This window comes from Bradyrhizobium sp. USDA 223, assembly GCF_044909005.1.
Lineage (GTDB): Bacteria > Pseudomonadota > Alphaproteobacteria > Rhizobiales > Xanthobacteraceae > Bradyrhizobium > Bradyrhizobium yuanmingense.
In genome coordinates this window covers 429,759-445,035 of record NZ_JBIYDR010000001.1, presented here as the reverse complement: position 1 = coordinate 445,035, position 15,277 = coordinate 429,759, and the positions used below count along the sequence as shown (strand labels likewise).

Genomic DNA, 15,277 nt, shown 5'->3' with positions numbered 1-15,277 from the left:
GAGCATAAACACTGACCGGCACTAGGCGTGCCCTCAAATCGGACTGACGCATTCGAGGCCTGCGCTTACAGCCGAGGGTGTGCCGCTCGGGCCCGCGGCCGTTGCGCTCTGAACCGTGAGAACTTTAAGGGGAGGGCGGCGCTTAAAGGGAATACTAATCAGTTCCGGATTCGGATAGAAAAAAAGAAAGCGCCCGGTGGGAAAATCTCAAGCGGTCTACGCAACTCCAGGGTCGATGCCTCCACATCGGTGATCACTAGAGTGACATCTACGATCCTTTCTACGCAGCCCAGGAGATCGGAACTCATTCTCTGCGTCAAGCGCTTGGCTGAAGACGGGGGTCACACGATAGCGGACGAGATGGACGGCGTCGCAGTAAAGGGCTCCATGGCATCGAAGTCAGAGACAGCAACGGCGATCCCGACCAGGCCGTTCTTGAGATCAGGTATCGCAAGATTAGCGTCCTGCCGCCGACCGGAAAGCAGAATCGCTATCCTGCTCTGCCCCCCGAGGGTGATCCATACCGAAAAGCGCGGGACGCCATGAGATCGATCACTGCCCTGCCTGTTGGTTCCCGCGCCGCCCCAATCGAGAACGGCCTTCGAGATGAAAGATCGACGTGTCGAGTAGATCCTCAAATCGGGCACCAAAGCTGAGGAGTCGAAGCTCAGGACCGGCCAGCGTCTATCATCTAATCTCGCTGTATTGCATGGTGAGCTGGCGGGTCTTCCGGATGGCGATGCTCAGCCGTTCCGCCCAAGACGCGTCGCCAACCCTTGACTGCGACTGGAATCTGCGTGCTCGACCGCTTGGTCAACGACAAGAAAAAAGTGAGAGAAAGCCACTCTCGCACTATCGAATCAAGGTCGCCCCCTCGGTGGTTGTCTCGCCCGCGCCAGCGATCCGCTGCCCGCAATACCGTCATGTGCGTGGGTTGTCACGCCTCACCGACATCGCGCTGGGTCCATGGTCGGACGCGACTTTGAGGGTAATTGAAAGCTTCACCGCACAGATAATCATGGTGCGGCGAGACGGCGAGCGGTGACCGCTCACAAGAGCACTCGCAACGTTGCCGCGGAGTGGAAACGCGCCCGGCAACGTGCACGTCATTGGCGGAACACTTGGTGCGTTCGTCACCCAGCAGCCGATGGGACTCAGGTTCGGAATGGCAGCTCAGGAAAGCCGTTGGCGCACTCACTGGCAGCTTGCGCCGGACCGCGTAAGGACGATAACTACAGAGAGCTTGAGCTTACTGCCTAGCGCCGTAAGACTCGCATCGACTTCTTGCACTGTCCAGAGCGTACTGGTTGAGCGGTCGCTTGAGTCCGAGGTTGTCTCGTAGAGTTTGCCCGGAATAGCCGGAGCGGAACTTCCCTAGTCGGCGCAATTCAGGAACAACGAGCTCAACAAAATCCTTGAGTCCAGCCGGAAGGGTCGCAGGCATTACGTTGAATCCATCCGCTGCGCGCTCATCAAACATACGCACCATTACCTTGGCAATTTCGTCCGGCGTTCCAACAACCATGAGTGCGCTTTTGCTGTCTGATATCCGCCGAATTAGCTCTCTCCAGGTGAATTTCTCACGAACGGCTAATTCGAGAAGCATTTTCTGGGTAGTTTGAGTGAAATTTGTTTGCGGTAACGATTCCGGGACCAACGAATCGAGATCCACCGAACGCAGGTCGGTGACAAACCCCAGCAAACGATTTGCCAATCCAATTTGCACGTCGATATGGGTATACGATTGCAGCTTCTGCAGCTTCTCAGATGCTTCTTGTTTCGTTTTCCCGACGATCGGAACAATGCCCGGCATGACTAGCACCTGATCGTCTTCTCGCCCGAGTGCGCGCGCTTTCTCTTTTAGACTTGAGTAGTATCGTTTACCGAGCTCCAAATAAGGGGAGGACGTAAAAACGACCTCGGCGAACTTTGCCGCGAAGTCTGTTCCGGCATCGGATGCGCCAGCCTGAACCAACACAGGATACCCTTGAGGCGGCCTCGCTATATTCAGCGGGCCTCTCACTGATAGGTACTTCCCTTGGTGGTTTAGCAAATGAAGCTTTTTGGGGTTAGCGAAAATGCCACTTTCCTTGTCGCGAACAAAAGCGTCGTCTTCCCATGAGTCCCAAAGACCCCTGACAACTTCTACGAATTCTCCCGCTCTGGCATAGCGCTCGTCATGATCGGGCAGCTCGTCATCGCCAAAATTCGCAGCTTCGAACTTCACTCCCGAAGTGACGATGTTCCAGGCTGCACGTCCTCGCGATAGGTGGTCCAGAGATGCAAACCTACGTGCAAGATGATAGGGCTGATTGTACGTGGTTGTCGCAGTTGCAACCAGGCCGATATTTTGTGTTTTCGATGATAGCGCGGACAACAGCGTGATAGGTTCGAAGCCATCATTTCGACCCACACGAGCTATGTGTTCGTGATCTCCTTCCAATACGCATGGGCTATCGGCGATAAATGCGAAGTGAAATGCCGCATCTTCGGCTAGTCCTACCACGCGAGCATAGTGGTCGATGTTGACTCCGCCATTCGCAGGCACGCTCGGATCGCGCCATGCACCTTCGTGAAATCCCGCCTGTGCGAGAAACAGTCCGAGCTTCATTTGTTCGTTAAGCCGCAATGCCGTATCTCCCTTAGAATTGCCAATTCGGCGCGTACCCTTCGGATCGTAACCATATTGAGGTCAAAGCACGGCCTCAGCACTCGGCAAATTCATACCGGCCAGAGATCGCGACGACTACGCTTCCCCCAGAACCGTTTCTGACGATGTTGCCTCAATTGGGCCAACGCACCATTCTCTAACGCAGGGGGTAGCACCCGACCTACTGACTCGCTCGACGGCCAAGTGATCCGGCTACCGCACGCGCGTGGGCGGTATTGAAGTGGGGCTGTTGGTCGCGTGGACAGTGCACCGAAATTGTCCGATCCGCCGACCGCCAATGATTCCCGTGTTGCATTGTATTCTCCGTTCGATCTGCCAGCATACACAATCATGCATCGGAGAGGTTTTCCGACGCGGCCGAACCTGACGCTCCGTCTCTGACATGTTTGAAATCATTAAACCATGTTGGATTGCTTTTGCAGCTACAAGATCAGAGGGGGCCTTCGAAGATCACTTAGGGCGGCAGAACGCCAGCTATAGAGCCTGGGCAATCGCTTGCCGCCACTTCCTATTACTTGCATGCATCTATCGGGTGCCGCCAAGCATCACTAAAAGATGCATCTAGAAGTATTCGGTGTCAGCACGAGTCGTTTGGAGCGCATCTCGTGCTCACCTCGGAGAAGACTGAGTGCCAATATTAGGGCGATCCACGTTTGTCTTACGCATCCGAAGGACATATCGCTTGTTCCGCGACGTTTATAGAGCATGCGTCGCGGCGATCGCCCCGGCAAATGAAAATCGAACGCAGGACCACATGGTCACTTCGCGCCTTCAACGCTGCCGCTTATACTGCGGGTGCGCGCACGAGTGTACGGTGCCATCAATCCCGAGGAGATGCCCCGAGTAGTAGCACGCATTATGCGTGCGACTTTCAAGGGGCTACGGCGACTGACTTCTGTGGTGTTGATCTACACTCTGCCTCAGCTCCTCGCCCGTTACCCACATGAGCCAATCGTCGTCCACAATATCCTCGTCCACCAGCTGCAACATAGATCCGCCTGGTTCGAAATGGGCCGCAAGGTAGACGCTCTTATCGTGTGACCAGCGCGGTGCGAGCCCGCACACGAAGTCGGGAGCCCACATGGCAAAAGACACGCCGCGCACTATTCCTGTCATGATCTTGGGCACGCCCTGCCCTCTAAGATCTCTGCGCACCCAAACATCGCCGTGGTAGACTACCTTCCCGGTAATCTTTCGCGCACTTGGTGCCGTGCAAATACACCGGTCCTGAGGATGCGCATGTTTGCCTGGATCGGCATAAAACACCTTGAGCGACTCAAGATGTTCTGCAAAGTTGCTATGGGAAAGATCATACAGTCGAGCCGCCTCTACAAAAGCGACCTCGTCACTACTATCAACGCCAACCATCCAGTATCCCTCTCCTGGTTTAATCGGCGAACGGTCTGGTCGAAAAATCGGGTACGTCGGCTTCTTCGTTGGCACCCTATTGGTGATCGAGACATACTCGTGGAAATCGAACCCTATCGAGACCTCGATGCCTTTCTGGGCAGCGGCGTCGTCATATAGTCGAAGGAAACGTGAAACATTCAGCGGATTTACTACGCTCTTCATTTACGGCCGTTGTCCTGTCGTCACGAGGGGCGCGACGTTGATGTAAAGCATTAGCTTTGGTCGAGATACTACCTGCTCTGAGGAGGCGTTGTATTTTGCGGTGGTGCCCAGACGCTGCATTGGAAACGTGGCTCGCTGACCGAGAGCGATGCTGTCAGATGACAATCGCAGCAGATGTTTCCAAAGGAAGGCCGTTGGACCCCCGACCTACATGCATTCTCCGGATGGGCGGTGAGTGACGTGAGCTGGGCGGGCACCTCGCCTCAACGGGTTATCGCAATTGCGTCATTATTTGCGGACCGATAAGGACCGGCTTTGCGCGTGAAGGAACCCAATTTTGACTTTGAGGGGGGCACACGTCTGGTTCAGCGTATACGTCACTGCCAACCCTGTGCTGCTGCCCGAAAACGTGTCTCGCGACTCGAGTGGCGAACTGGATGACGGATGGCGTGCCAGGCCGAAGGAAAGAATATTCCGGAACATTCCGGATCGAGGATCATCAAGTCATCTCCATCGGCCGGATGGATTCGTTCCGGCCGGCTCCAAATCCGGCGAATTCTCACTAACTGGCAGAATAACCTTGCGGCGCCCGATCCGATCAGCCCTTAGACTGGCCAGAGCAAGCGAACAATTAGTTGTACTCTCGCTCGGTCCACCAAGGAAAATGGTCAGGCATATCGGCCGATACCCTGTCCTTGAACACTGCAGGCCGCTTCTCCAGGAACGCCATTATGCCTTCCTGGGCGTCCTGGGAACGGCCACGCGAATAGCTGGCTCGACTGTCGACCTTGTGGGCTTCCATGGGATCATCGGCGCCGAGCATGCGCCACATCATCTGACGTATCAATGCGATCGCTACGGGCGGGGTCTTCTCGATAATCTCGTGAGCGAGCACACGCGCCGCGGGCAACAGTTGATCCGGTGAAACTACCTTGCTAACTAATCCGCCAGCAAGCGCCTCCTGTGCTGGGAATACACGCCCGCTGTAGCACCACTCCAGCGCCTGCGCGATACCGACAATGCGTGGCAGGAACCAGCTTGCGGCTGCCTCAGGCACAATTCCGCGCTGGGAAAACACAAAACCGAACCGTGCAGCCTCGCTCGCGATCCGGATGTCCATAGGGAGTTGCATGGTAACGCCGAGGCCGACCGCCGGCCCGTTTACTGCGGCGATCACGGGCTTCAAGCATCTGAAAATACGCAACGTGAGCTGGCCGCCGCTGTCGCGGACGCTCGAATGACTGTAATCTACCTTGCCATCAGGCAGCCGTTTCACCAACCCGCGTCGCGCGTCCATGTCAAATGATTGCGCACCCGTGGAAAGATCGGCGCCCGCGCAGAAAGCACGACCTTCGCCAGTTACAATAACCGCGCGAACGTGGTCGTCCTTATCTGCGCAGTCGAACGCGTCGATCAATTCACGCTCCATGGTAGAAGTCGAAGCATTGAGCTTATCCGGCCGATTGAGGGTAATTGTGAGGATCTGCTTGACGAGCTCATATTTGATAGTTTCGTAGGCCATGGTATTTCCTTCACTGGTTGCTCAAACGAACAGCAGGAGTCAGGCAACTGGAGTCTCCGTGTGTTGCAGAGCTTCGGCCAAAGACTCCTCGAATATCTCAAAGCCGAGGTTTAGCGTCTCATCGTCGACAGTGAGTGCAGGCAGAAACTTTATGACCTGATCGACAGGTCCACACCGCTCGATAATCAGTCCCTTTTCAAACGCTTTGCGTGCAGCGATTTCGGCGATTTCGGCAATTTGGCAATCAAACCCTAATGCCATTCCACGCCCCACGCACGGCAAAACCTTTTCCATGCCTGGACGCTATGGCTTCAAGTCGGCCTCGCATTCGATCGCCCGTGTGTTTAACGCGCCGCGACAAGGTCTCGCACCGCCAATAAATATTTATAGCTGCGGTACCTGATACGAGTGCAAGATTGTTCCCTCGAAACGTGCCTGTATGTTCACCAGGTTGCCAAGCGTCGAGTCCCTCTTTGATCAGCAGCATCGATAATGGCAAACCATAACCGCTTAGCGATTTTGACGATACAACGATATCTGGCGACAGAGCAGCGAACTCAAAGCTAAAGAACTCGCCCGTCCGACCACAGCCCATCTGGATATCGTCAACGACGAGGAGAGCACCGACATCTTTGGCTATGGTCTGAACTGATTGCAACCATGCTTTGCTAGCGACGTTTATACCACCTTCCCCCTGCACAGTCTCGACGAGGATTGCAGCTGGGGCATCGATGCCACTGCCTTCATCTGTCAGGACCTTTCTAAGATAGTCAGCCGTATCAAATCCTGGCCCGAGATAGCCATCATACGGCATGAAAGTTGCGCCACTTAAAGGAATGCCGCTAGCTGCGCGATAAAAGCGATTACCGCTAGCTGCAATCGCGCCTAAACTCATGCCATGATATCCATGCACAAAGCAGACTATATTTTGACGCCGTGTAATTTTGCGTGCGAGCTTTAACGCTGCCTCAACAGCATTAGCACCTGTTGGCCCCGTGAATTGAAACTTGTATCGCAGATCGCGCTTTCGGAGAATGACCGACTTAAAGGTCTGCATAAAGTCGAGCTTTGCGGGAGTGGCCATGTCAAGACCGTGAACCACGGCATCCGAGGCGAGATACTCAGTAATGGCAGCTTTGATTTCTTGATCGTTGTGGCCGTAGTTCAGCGTTCCAGCACCGGATAGAAAGTCAATAAGCTTTCGACCATCATTCGTCAGCATAGTCGAGCCGCGCGCTCGAGTGAATATAGCCGGAAAAGAACGAGAGTACGAGCGTACGTTTGATTCTAGAATGTCTAAGGCCTGCATGTTTGGAGCCGCGTTTATCTCTTGCATACTCGCCTCCTCCTCAATTCAAATGAACGAACAAGCTTCTTGTTGCGTGAGCTGTGGCCATGGCGAACCTGAACGCGCCCTCGTTGCCCAAGCTTCATGTTGCTGCTCCGCCTGCTTACTTAGAAACCGCGAACTGCGAACCTATCCACATTGGTGGCACCCAATACGGGCATCATCTGCTTCTCAAACGACAGCTTGCTGTCCAATGTCCTGGCCCGCGCGCGAAGGCACATTGGTTGGCTAATTCCGGCAAGCCAATTGAAACCTGAGCCATAGCACCCCGCTTTGTTAGAGCGGCGGTCTTGCAAGCTCCGCGTCCGAGAGCATCTTCGTGCCGATAACGCCCTCCCTCACCAACTCGGCGATTTCAACGTCAGAGAGACCAAGAAGCTCTGACAGGATCTCTCTGTTGTGTTGTCCGAGCGTTGGCGCCGCCATGCGGACCGCATAGGGCCGCGCACCTTCGCGAATGGGCATAGAAGGCTGCGAATGTTTACCAATGAAAGCGCGGTCGACCTCCTGCAAAAACGCGCGTGACCCGAGATGTCGATCCTTGAGCAAGTCAATCGGCAACCGGGCCACGCCGGCCGCAACCCCTGCATCCTGCAAGTCGCACATGGCCTCTTCCGGATCGCGGGTCAGCGTCCAGGCCTCGATACCTCGCTCGATCACATCCTCAATACGACGGCGTTCCTCAGCGGATTTCAGCGACGCGTCCGTTGCCCAATCCGGCTGCCCAATAAGGATTGCAAGCCTCTGCCACATAAGCTCGTCAGTCGCGGCTATCATGATCCAGTTGTCCTCACCCGCACAGCGGAAGCAGCCGTGCGGCACGAACTGCGGATGTCGATTGCCGTATCTGGTCGGGTGTTCGTCGTTCATGGATTGAACGGTAATCCACGGCGACACAAAGGGCATCATACATTCGATTTGCGAAAGATCAATAAACTGTCCTTGGCCGGTATTGCGGGCATGAATCAGCGCAACCAGAACTGCAGCGCAGCCATTCAATCCGCCGACGGCATCCCCGAACGCGACGTGGCTCATCACGGGTGGCCCCTCGCCTCTTCCAACGACACTAGGCAACCCCGATCCCTGTTCGAGAGTCGAGCCGTAAGCTCGGCAATCGCGATGCAGGCTGTTCGCCCCAAAGGCTGACATGGACATCATAACTAGCCGCTGATTAAGCGTTTTCAGCACGTCATAGCCAAGGCCGAGCTTTGGCAATACATCGACCGAATAATTGTCGACGACGATATCGGCCTGCGTCAGAAGCCGTTTGGCAAGACCGAGGCCTTGCGGTCGCTTCACATCGAGGGTGATGCCGCGCTTGTTGCGGTTCATGACGCAAAACTCCAGCGCCTTCTCGTACATTTGGGCGTCCACGTAAATGGCCCGTCGGTCAACGCCACGCCACCAATCCGGATACTGGATGGCCTCGATCTTGATGACGTCCGCGCCGAGATCAGCTAGTGTGCGTGTACACAGCGGCCCTGCCCAGCCCATCGAGAAATCGATGACCCGAACTCCCTTCAAGGGCGGCTCGCCGGCATCGACGAGGCCAGGCGATGTCGCGCCGGTCGGGTGGGTTCGGGTATTGACATCAGCCTGCTGCTGCTCACCGGGAGCCGGAACTCTTCCCTGCCGCCGCGGCGATGTCGATATCAGCCGCTGCACCGACCCAACCGTCAGCCCCTCTTCTTCGCCAAAGTGCACGGGTACGATCGCGCCGCGCGCCCTCTTCTCATGGTCCTGGAGCAGATCGGAAATTTCTGGCACGGGGACTATCGGAATCTTGCGTTTCAGCCCCTCCCCAAACCACTCTCGCGCCGTCCGCTCCTTTAGCCTCGGTATAAATTGTCGTTCAAGTTGCTCCATTTTTTTCAGTCGACCGGCGCTGACGACCAAAGTCGCATCATCGCGCAACTCGGCCAGGCCGAGCATATCGCAGAACGAGTGCCATTGTGCCGGCGTGACGGTTGTAACACCGAGCCAACCCTTCTTTGTCTCATAGATGCCCGTTGGAAACGTTGGCTGGAAGCGGTTGATGCCGATTCGGTGCATCTTCTCGCCACGCCCGATTGCATCGAAAAGTAGGTATTCACTAATCACGAGACTTGCTTCGAAGATACTGAGCGACCACGACCGACCAGCCTCATTTTGCCTTGGCGCAATTGCGGAAGAAGACGCGGCAATGAAGCCCCATAGGCCGGCGAGGATACCCGTCTGGAAATCCGGTGCGTGCAACGGAGGGCCCTCGACTGGTCCGACCAGCTTGACGAGGCCGGCGAGTGCCCGAATTGTCGAATCGGTGGCCGCGAACCCTGAATAGGGCCCCTCACGACCAAACCAGCTTGCTTCGATGTGAATCAACCCGGGTCGCCGCAGGCGTATCGTGGCGATATCGATGGCCGGGCAACCCGCCGGGTCAATATCGCGACCATCGACCAGAATGTCACAGCCCTCGATCATCGCCGTTAGCCGCGTGATCGCGTCGGGGGTAGTGGCATCGATAGTCGTGCTTGACTTATTGAAATTCAGGAATGCGAACCACGCGCTCTGCCCCTTAGGGGTGAGGGGCGCGCTGCGGCGAAGTGGATCTCCTTGTAGCGGCTCAATCTTCTGCACATTGGCACCAAAATCTGCAAACAACCTTGCGCAGTAGCTCATCGCCGCCGAGCTACCAACCTCGACGACGCGCAGATGAGATAACACTCCCATCGAGACCTCCATTCTCCCAACCACGTTCTCCTCCCGATGCAGCTACAGCGATATCAGCTCATATTGTTAGCCATCACACTGCTATCCGGCTGGTTCACAAGGGACTACCAGCGCTCTATGCATATGCGTTCACAGTGCCGCCAGTCGTCCATCGGCGCTATGGCGAGACTTCGCCCTTCGATCGCTCTACACAAGACCAGTTCAATCCGACTGTACCGACTTTTGTGCACCGTTTGACACTGCACCCGGCAGCCAGTGTTGCTCGAATGACGAATTGCGGTGCGAGCCGCATCACAATAGACCTAGAAGCTCAGTAGTTAACGCGCAGATCGCACGACATGCTGCTCAGCGACGTTGCGCTGCTCGTGTCGATCCGGGCGGTCTCGGTGAAGACATAGCCATCGTCCTTTTCCCAGATATTAAGTGGAATGTCATAGTCGCTCGATATCGGGTATGGCCGTTCCTGCAGTCGCCCCACCGTCGCTCCAATCGATGCCCAAGGAATAGCCGATGCGCGCGATTCTTTGCGCACACCACGGCGTTTGAAGGCGCGCCGGAATGCTCGGCGACATCGCCGCACGTCGCTCGAGGGCGGACAGTTTCACACGTCGCCAGGAGGCATGGTGCATGTACCGCGGCCGAGCGGACAGCACACCCAAGAATAGTTTCCGGGAACGCGCAGCAATATCGATGCCGGAAAGCGCCGAGCTCGCAATTGGTCTGGCAATCCATCGCATAGCACCCGTCCGACCACTTGCTATGAGGCGCGGTCACGGGTCGACGGATCGACATCGTCGGCAAGATGCGAGAAGCTCCTCCCGGCGCTTCTGGTTTACCAGCGCACAGTGCGTGTGTTACTGCCGCGGCGATGTCGCATTCTCGTGCGTCGAGAGAGATCTGGAGCTGGCCCAGTTGCATGGCGCGATCAACGATCTTTTCTGCCTGTTCCATGTAGCCCAGCTCGCCGGGAGACTTCCGCAGCTTCAGGTTAGAGATCCTGCCACCGGCATCAATGCTCTTCGGGAGGTCCAGGCTCGTGCTCGGAGCCGTATGTGCGTTCACCACATAGATATTTGCTGTCAGTTCGACCCCGATACGGCTTACCTTAGTCCGCTCGCGGATCAGATCGTCGATCGGCTGCCATTGGGCCCGCTTATTGGAACCGATGTATTTTGAACCGATGTATTTCTCGGGATAGCTGGGCATGTGTGAGTTCGGCGGATACGATGAAGCTGGTGCGCATGCGGCATCCATCTCCCGTAGAACGGGGCACGCATCTTCCTCGCTCGGGCAAACGAGAATAAACTGCGGCAAGTAATCTGAGGGTCCTTCATAGCCGGTGAGATAGTTCAGGTTGGACGCGTTCATAAGTGGGAGTGCGTCCATCCCGCCCTCGGCCATTTGCTGACGGAGCCCAACCGTACGATCCCGATATTCCTGCTGATGAAAAGCGGGCACGCGTGATTCTCCCGTTAATCGCCCAAGCCCAATCGGCATGTTTGAGTAGCATTATCGCATCTGAGGATTAGCGGCAGTTGCGCGATGGGCTTGCGAGCTTGCCCACTTGGTAGCCCGAGAGAGTAGAAAAACAAACCTACCAAATGTGGAGTGTTTGATGTTCGCAAATTCGTATGTGGCGCATCCAGGGGCTTCGCTCATCACGGCTTGGAGTGCTAGCTTTCCGACGCCATGCGGCGTGGGGACGCAATTGTCAGCAGCCCGCACTATCCTAAGAAAATCACCAGCACGCCTTTGCCCTGCGAGACAAGCGCGCGCCGCGGTTAGTACCTGCAAGTCATCGTAGAAATTGTGCCAGCACGACGGCACCACGGATGATCTGGCTAGCATCTTTAGGCTGGGCCGCTCCCATCTTTAGTTTATCTTCAGGTCGGCACTATGGGCGGGCCTCAGAACGCCGAAAGGCGCATCGAAGCGCTATTTTCGCGGCCGACACAGCGCGTGTGGAGAACTGTCTCAAAGCGTCTGGACCGGGAAGAACCACCACTAAAAGCACAGGCAGCGGTCATATCCGCAACCCACGTGGTCTCTCCCCACAAACTCGAACATCTCAAGACAAGTGCACCTCTCAAGACAAGCGGAGGCTGTCTGCGCCTCGCAACTACCAACGCTAGTAATTGATATAGATAACAGAAACTGTCAGCATTCAATTGACGATTGGCGGCTGTTCTCGCCGGCTCTTTCCGAGATTGGCTACTTCAGAAGGTCAAGGTTTAGCGCCGCTGGTCATGGTCAAGCAGACTAACTCAGCTCGGCAGGCACAGGCCCGATAACACTTTGAGGCGCGAACGCTGCACGTTCGGTCTGGCCTTGCAATGTCAATTGGTCTCCAGCCCAAAACACCCAAAGCCGCTGAACGATGCGTCACGGTCGCTCAACTCAAACGGAGATAGGCATGGCCCGTACAGAAGAAATGAAGCTCGGTTTGTTCCTTTCTGGAGCAGGATATCACGACGGCGCATGGCGCGATCCTAGTGTTCCCGCAAACGGCGGAGTTGACGTTAACCACTATGCGCAGTTGGCAACACTCGCCCAAAGCGCTGCATTTCACTTCGTATTCCTTGCCGATCACCTAAGCGTGGCAGAGCTGGATCATGCAAGCCTAACTAGCGTAAGTCGAAACGACGCCTTTGAGCCAATCACGTTGCTGTCCACCCTTTCATCGAGAACACAACATATCGGCCTCGTCGCGACCGCAACGACGACGTACCACCAACCTTATCATCTTGCACGCATGCTCGCCTCACTTGACCACTTATCCCACGGACGTGCAGCCTGGAACATCGTCACTTCTGGAATCAAGTTCGAGGCTTCGAACTTTGGCGACCACGAACTTCCGGACCACGACGTGCGCTATGCTCGAGCAAGGGAATTCGTCAAAGTTGTCAAAGGTCTTTGGGACTCGTGGGACGATGACGCATTCATTCGCGATAAGCGAAACGGGATTTACGCTGATACCACAAAGCTTCATTTACTCAATCATCGAGGAAAGTACTTCTCAGTCAGGGGGCCGCTGAACATCGCAAGACCGCCGCAGGGTTATCCAGTCCTGGTGCAGGCTGGTGCGTCCGATGCTGGAATTAGGTTCGGCGCAGAACTGGGTGAAGTCATATTCACGGCAGAGCCTTCTCTTGAGCACGGTAGACAATACTATGCGACTCTCAAAGACAAAGTGCGCGCACTCGGACGCGAGGACGATCAGGTAGTGGTGATGCCGGGCATCATTCCGGTCGTCGGGAATACAAATCAAGAAGCATCCGATAAGCTGAAACGGCTACAATCCTACACACATCTCGACGTGCAAATTGGGACGGCGGATCGTTGGCTTGGGTCAGTCATCGATCTGCATTCAGTAGACCTTGATTCGTTCGTTCCAGATTCCCTACCGCAGACGAATTTCATCCAGAGCCGCCAAAAGGTGCTCCTCGACTTGGCCGCGCGCCGGAAACTCACCTGGAGAGAATTGATCCGAGTGGTATCTGACAGCCGTGGCCACCTGATGGCCATCGGAACGCCGGACGAGATTGCCGACGTAATGGGGGAAATGTTCGATCAACGAGCGGCCGATGGATTCAACGTAATACCAGCGACCACTCCTGGCGAACTGATGGATTTTGTTGAACTCGTCGTCCCCGTACTACGACGACGGGGAAAGTTCAGGTCCGGATATTCGGGTCAAAGCTTACGAGAGAACCTCGGTCTCAAACGACCACTCAATCGGTTTGCTCGAGCGAGTTAAGCAATTGCGCGAAACATTGCGTAGTCGGCTCACCGGGCCGAGATCTGCCACCGTCGAGTAGCTTCTGACTTTCCGACTCGAAAGCACCTACTAATGTAGAATCATGGCTCTATTTATAGCGAGGATGGGGACCAGAGCGTCACGGCCTCTATCAAATCAGCCCCCGCCAGGGCCGTAGATGACGATGGCATGTTAAAATGCAAGAACGAGTACCTTTCGATAAATCGGGGTTGGATTACACTCTCCGGCTACGATGGTGCCGCGTCCTGCAAGGCGACTGCTCATGCGGCCGAGCTTGCAATTGATTTCGACGAATCTCAGGGCCCCTTCAGGCGTCTGATGCAGTTGTAGCACGCTACGCAGCAAGTTAGGGACAGGCGTGCTGTGTCCGCACATCTTCAGCATGGATAAAGGAAGCAGAGCATGCGTTTGCCGAGAGTTGGCCGCTCTGCGTAACCAAAGCCGCCCCCTTTAGACGGGCCTTTCTCAGCCTGCTCCTACACAGGCTGCTGCCAAACGCGAGAGGTTACTATGGCAACGATTTGCCATAGCGCGATCCCAGGCATTCTGATCTTTGATAGATTCTCGCCAGAACGGCATCTTTAGCGGGCCCGCGAGGTGAGATAAAAAATGTCAATGTCCTTCAAAAACCGGTTTTCGTTTCTCCGCGAACGCGCGCACGCCCTCTCTGTAATCGAGAGTTCGTTCGCTCTTGAGCACATTCGATGCCTCAAGATCGAGCGACTCGAAAAATGTGGAGGTCACGGCGTGATCCAAATTGTCCTTCATGAGGCTCAGCGCGATCGGAGGACCTTCCGCAAGGGACGCCGCTAGCCCGAAGGCGGCCTCACGCAAAGAAGCGTCCGGCACCACTCGATTTACCAGCCCGAGACTTTCGGCTCGTTGTGCATCAATGCGTTCAGACAGGAACATCAGTTCGCGCGCGCGGGCAAGTCCCGCCACTCGCGTTAGAAGCCAGGCGATTCCGTAGTCGCCGGACAAGCCAATACGCGCATATGCAGTCGTCAAAATGGCCGACCGCGCGGCAATCCGGATGTCGCAAGCAAGTGCGAGGGCAAGTCCCGCGCCCGCTGCTGCGCCGGCTATGGCGGCGACGGTTGGTTTTCGTACTTGGACAAGTGCGCCGGTCAGCATCCGCTGAGCGACTCGTAGACCCTCGAGCTGCTGTTCGAAGGTCGCCTTGGTCTTTGGTCGACTCTGGTGCATGGCTTTCACATCACTCCCTGCACAAAAGGCGGTGGCCGCACCCGTGATGAGGATCGAACCAGTTTGCGGATCATCAGCGAAGTATTTGATCGCGCGGCGCAACCCAGACGTTAGGCCATCCGAAAGCGCGTTGCGAGCCTCAGGCCTATTGAACGTAATAATGGCAACACGGTCGCGCGTTTCCACCATCAACTCACTGGTTCCTGAATCCATGCTCACTTTCTTAGACATACTTCTTGTTCCATGTGCTGCAGGCATGATCGGCGGCTGGAACGCGAGCTCGGGTAAGCACTGAACGCGAGTGTGCTGCCATTTCCGGTACGCACAAGCGCTCCGTATCTGGCCCTATTGACGCCGGATGTTCGGCAATCGCTCTGGCAGATCCTAACTGATGCGGTCCCTTTCACAACTCGCACGCCCTTTGCTGTCCACTCCCGCTTCATTTCAGCCGCCACGGCTCCGCCCAGCTCT

10 protein-coding genes are annotated in these 15,277 nt (G+C 55.9%); 2 read left to right on the top strand and 8 right to left on the bottom strand.

Annotated features, from left to right (window positions below; translation table 11 throughout):
• Positions 1-1,249: 1,249 nt before the first annotated feature.
• The 5 genes from ABIA40_RS01855 to ABIA40_RS01835 all read right to left on the bottom strand — a co-directional run bounded on the left by ABIA40_RS01855 (position 1,250) and on the right by ABIA40_RS01835 (position 7,101).
• Positions 1,250-2,629 (bottom strand): LLM class flavin-dependent oxidoreductase, encoded by a 1,380-nt coding sequence (locus tag ABIA40_RS01855; RefSeq protein WP_404538595.1) that lies wholly within the window; start codon positions 2,627-2,629, stop codon positions 1,250-1,252.
• A 921-nt stretch (positions 2,630-3,550) separates the two neighbouring features.
• Entirely contained in the window at positions 3,551-4,243 is a 693-nt protein-coding gene (locus tag ABIA40_RS01850) for a hypothetical protein (protein ID WP_404538592.1), read from the bottom strand.
• Between the two features lie 631 nt (positions 4,244-4,874).
• Positions 4,875-5,765 carry a crotonase/enoyl-CoA hydratase family protein gene (locus ABIA40_RS01845; protein WP_404538589.1) on the bottom strand — a complete coding sequence of 297 codons (891 nt, stop codon included), beginning with the start codon at positions 5,763-5,765 and terminating at the stop codon, positions 4,875-4,877.
• A 39-nt stretch (positions 5,766-5,804) separates the two neighbouring features.
• Positions 5,805-6,026 (bottom strand): hypothetical protein, encoded by a 222-nt coding sequence (locus tag ABIA40_RS01840; RefSeq protein WP_404538586.1) that lies wholly within the window; start codon positions 6,024-6,026, stop codon positions 5,805-5,807.
• The gene (locus ABIA40_RS01835) at positions 6,010-7,101 is read right to left on the bottom strand and encodes a diaminobutyrate--2-oxoglutarate transaminase (RefSeq protein WP_404538583.1); all 1,092 of its coding nucleotides are present in this window, start codon (positions 7,099-7,101) and stop codon (positions 6,010-6,012) included. The genes ABIA40_RS01840 and ABIA40_RS01835 overlap by 17 nt, the downstream gene beginning before the upstream one ends.
• 59 nt (positions 7,102-7,160) lie before the next feature.
• Between ABIA40_RS01835 and ABIA40_RS01830 the strand changes: the two genes are divergently transcribed.
• The gene (locus ABIA40_RS01830; RefSeq protein WP_404538580.1) at positions 7,161-7,370 is read left to right on the top strand and encodes a hypothetical protein; all 210 of its coding nucleotides are present in this window, start codon (positions 7,161-7,163) and stop codon (positions 7,368-7,370) included.
• 19 nt (positions 7,371-7,389) lie between these two features.
• On the opposite strand, the gene ABIA40_RS01825 is transcribed toward ABIA40_RS01830, so the two are convergent.
• Entirely contained in the window at positions 7,390-9,822 is a 2,433-nt protein-coding gene (locus tag ABIA40_RS01825) for a CoA transferase (protein ID WP_404538577.1), read from the bottom strand.
• Between the two features lie 345 nt (positions 9,823-10,167).
• On the bottom strand, positions 10,168-11,280 hold the full coding sequence (locus ABIA40_RS01820) for an aminopeptidase P family N-terminal domain-containing protein (RefSeq protein ID WP_404538574.1): 1,113 nt from the start codon (positions 11,278-11,280) through the stop codon (positions 10,168-10,170).
• A gap of 955 nt (positions 11,281-12,235) precedes the next feature.
• Between ABIA40_RS01820 and ABIA40_RS01815 the strand changes: the two genes are divergently transcribed.
• Entirely contained in the window at positions 12,236-13,579 is a 1,344-nt protein-coding gene (locus tag ABIA40_RS01815) for an LLM class flavin-dependent oxidoreductase (RefSeq protein ID WP_404538571.1), read from the top strand.
• Positions 13,580-14,212: 633 nt separating this feature from the next.
• Here the strand turns inward: ABIA40_RS01815 and ABIA40_RS01810 are convergent.
• Complete coding sequence (locus ABIA40_RS01810) at positions 14,213-15,037, bottom strand: enoyl-CoA hydratase-related protein (protein WP_404538569.1); 825 nt, start codon at positions 15,035-15,037, stop codon at positions 14,213-14,215.
• Positions 15,038-15,277: the final 240 nt, after the last annotated feature.

Bases quoted from the DNA above. Each gene is read 5' to 3' on its own strand.
- ABIA40_RS01850 (WP_404538592.1), bottom strand. From the start codon at position 4,243: ATGAAGAGCGTAGTAAATCCGCTGAATGTTTCACGTTTCCTTCGACTA.
- ABIA40_RS01845 (WP_404538589.1), bottom strand. From the start codon at position 5,765: ATGGCCTACGAAACTATCAAATATGAGCTCGTCAAGCAGATCCTCACA.
- ABIA40_RS01840 (WP_404538586.1), bottom strand. From the start codon at position 6,026: ATGGCATTAGGGTTTGATTGCCAAATTGCCGAAATCGCCGAAATCGCT.
- ABIA40_RS01835 (WP_404538583.1), bottom strand. From the start codon at position 7,101: ATGCAAGAGATAAACGCGGCTCCAAACATGCAGGCCTTAGACATTCTA.
- ABIA40_RS01830 (WP_404538580.1), top strand. From the start codon at position 7,161: ATGGCGAACCTGAACGCGCCCTCGTTGCCCAAGCTTCATGTTGCTGCT.
- ABIA40_RS01825 (WP_404538577.1), bottom strand. From the start codon at position 9,822: ATGGGAGTGTTATCTCATCTGCGCGTCGTCGAGGTTGGTAGCTCGGCG.
- ABIA40_RS01815 (WP_404538571.1), top strand. From the start codon at position 12,236: ATGGCCCGTACAGAAGAAATGAAGCTCGGTTTGTTCCTTTCTGGAGCA.
- ABIA40_RS01810 (WP_404538569.1), bottom strand. From the start codon at position 15,037: ATGTCTAAGAAAGTGAGCATGGATTCAGGAACCAGTGAGTTGATGGTG.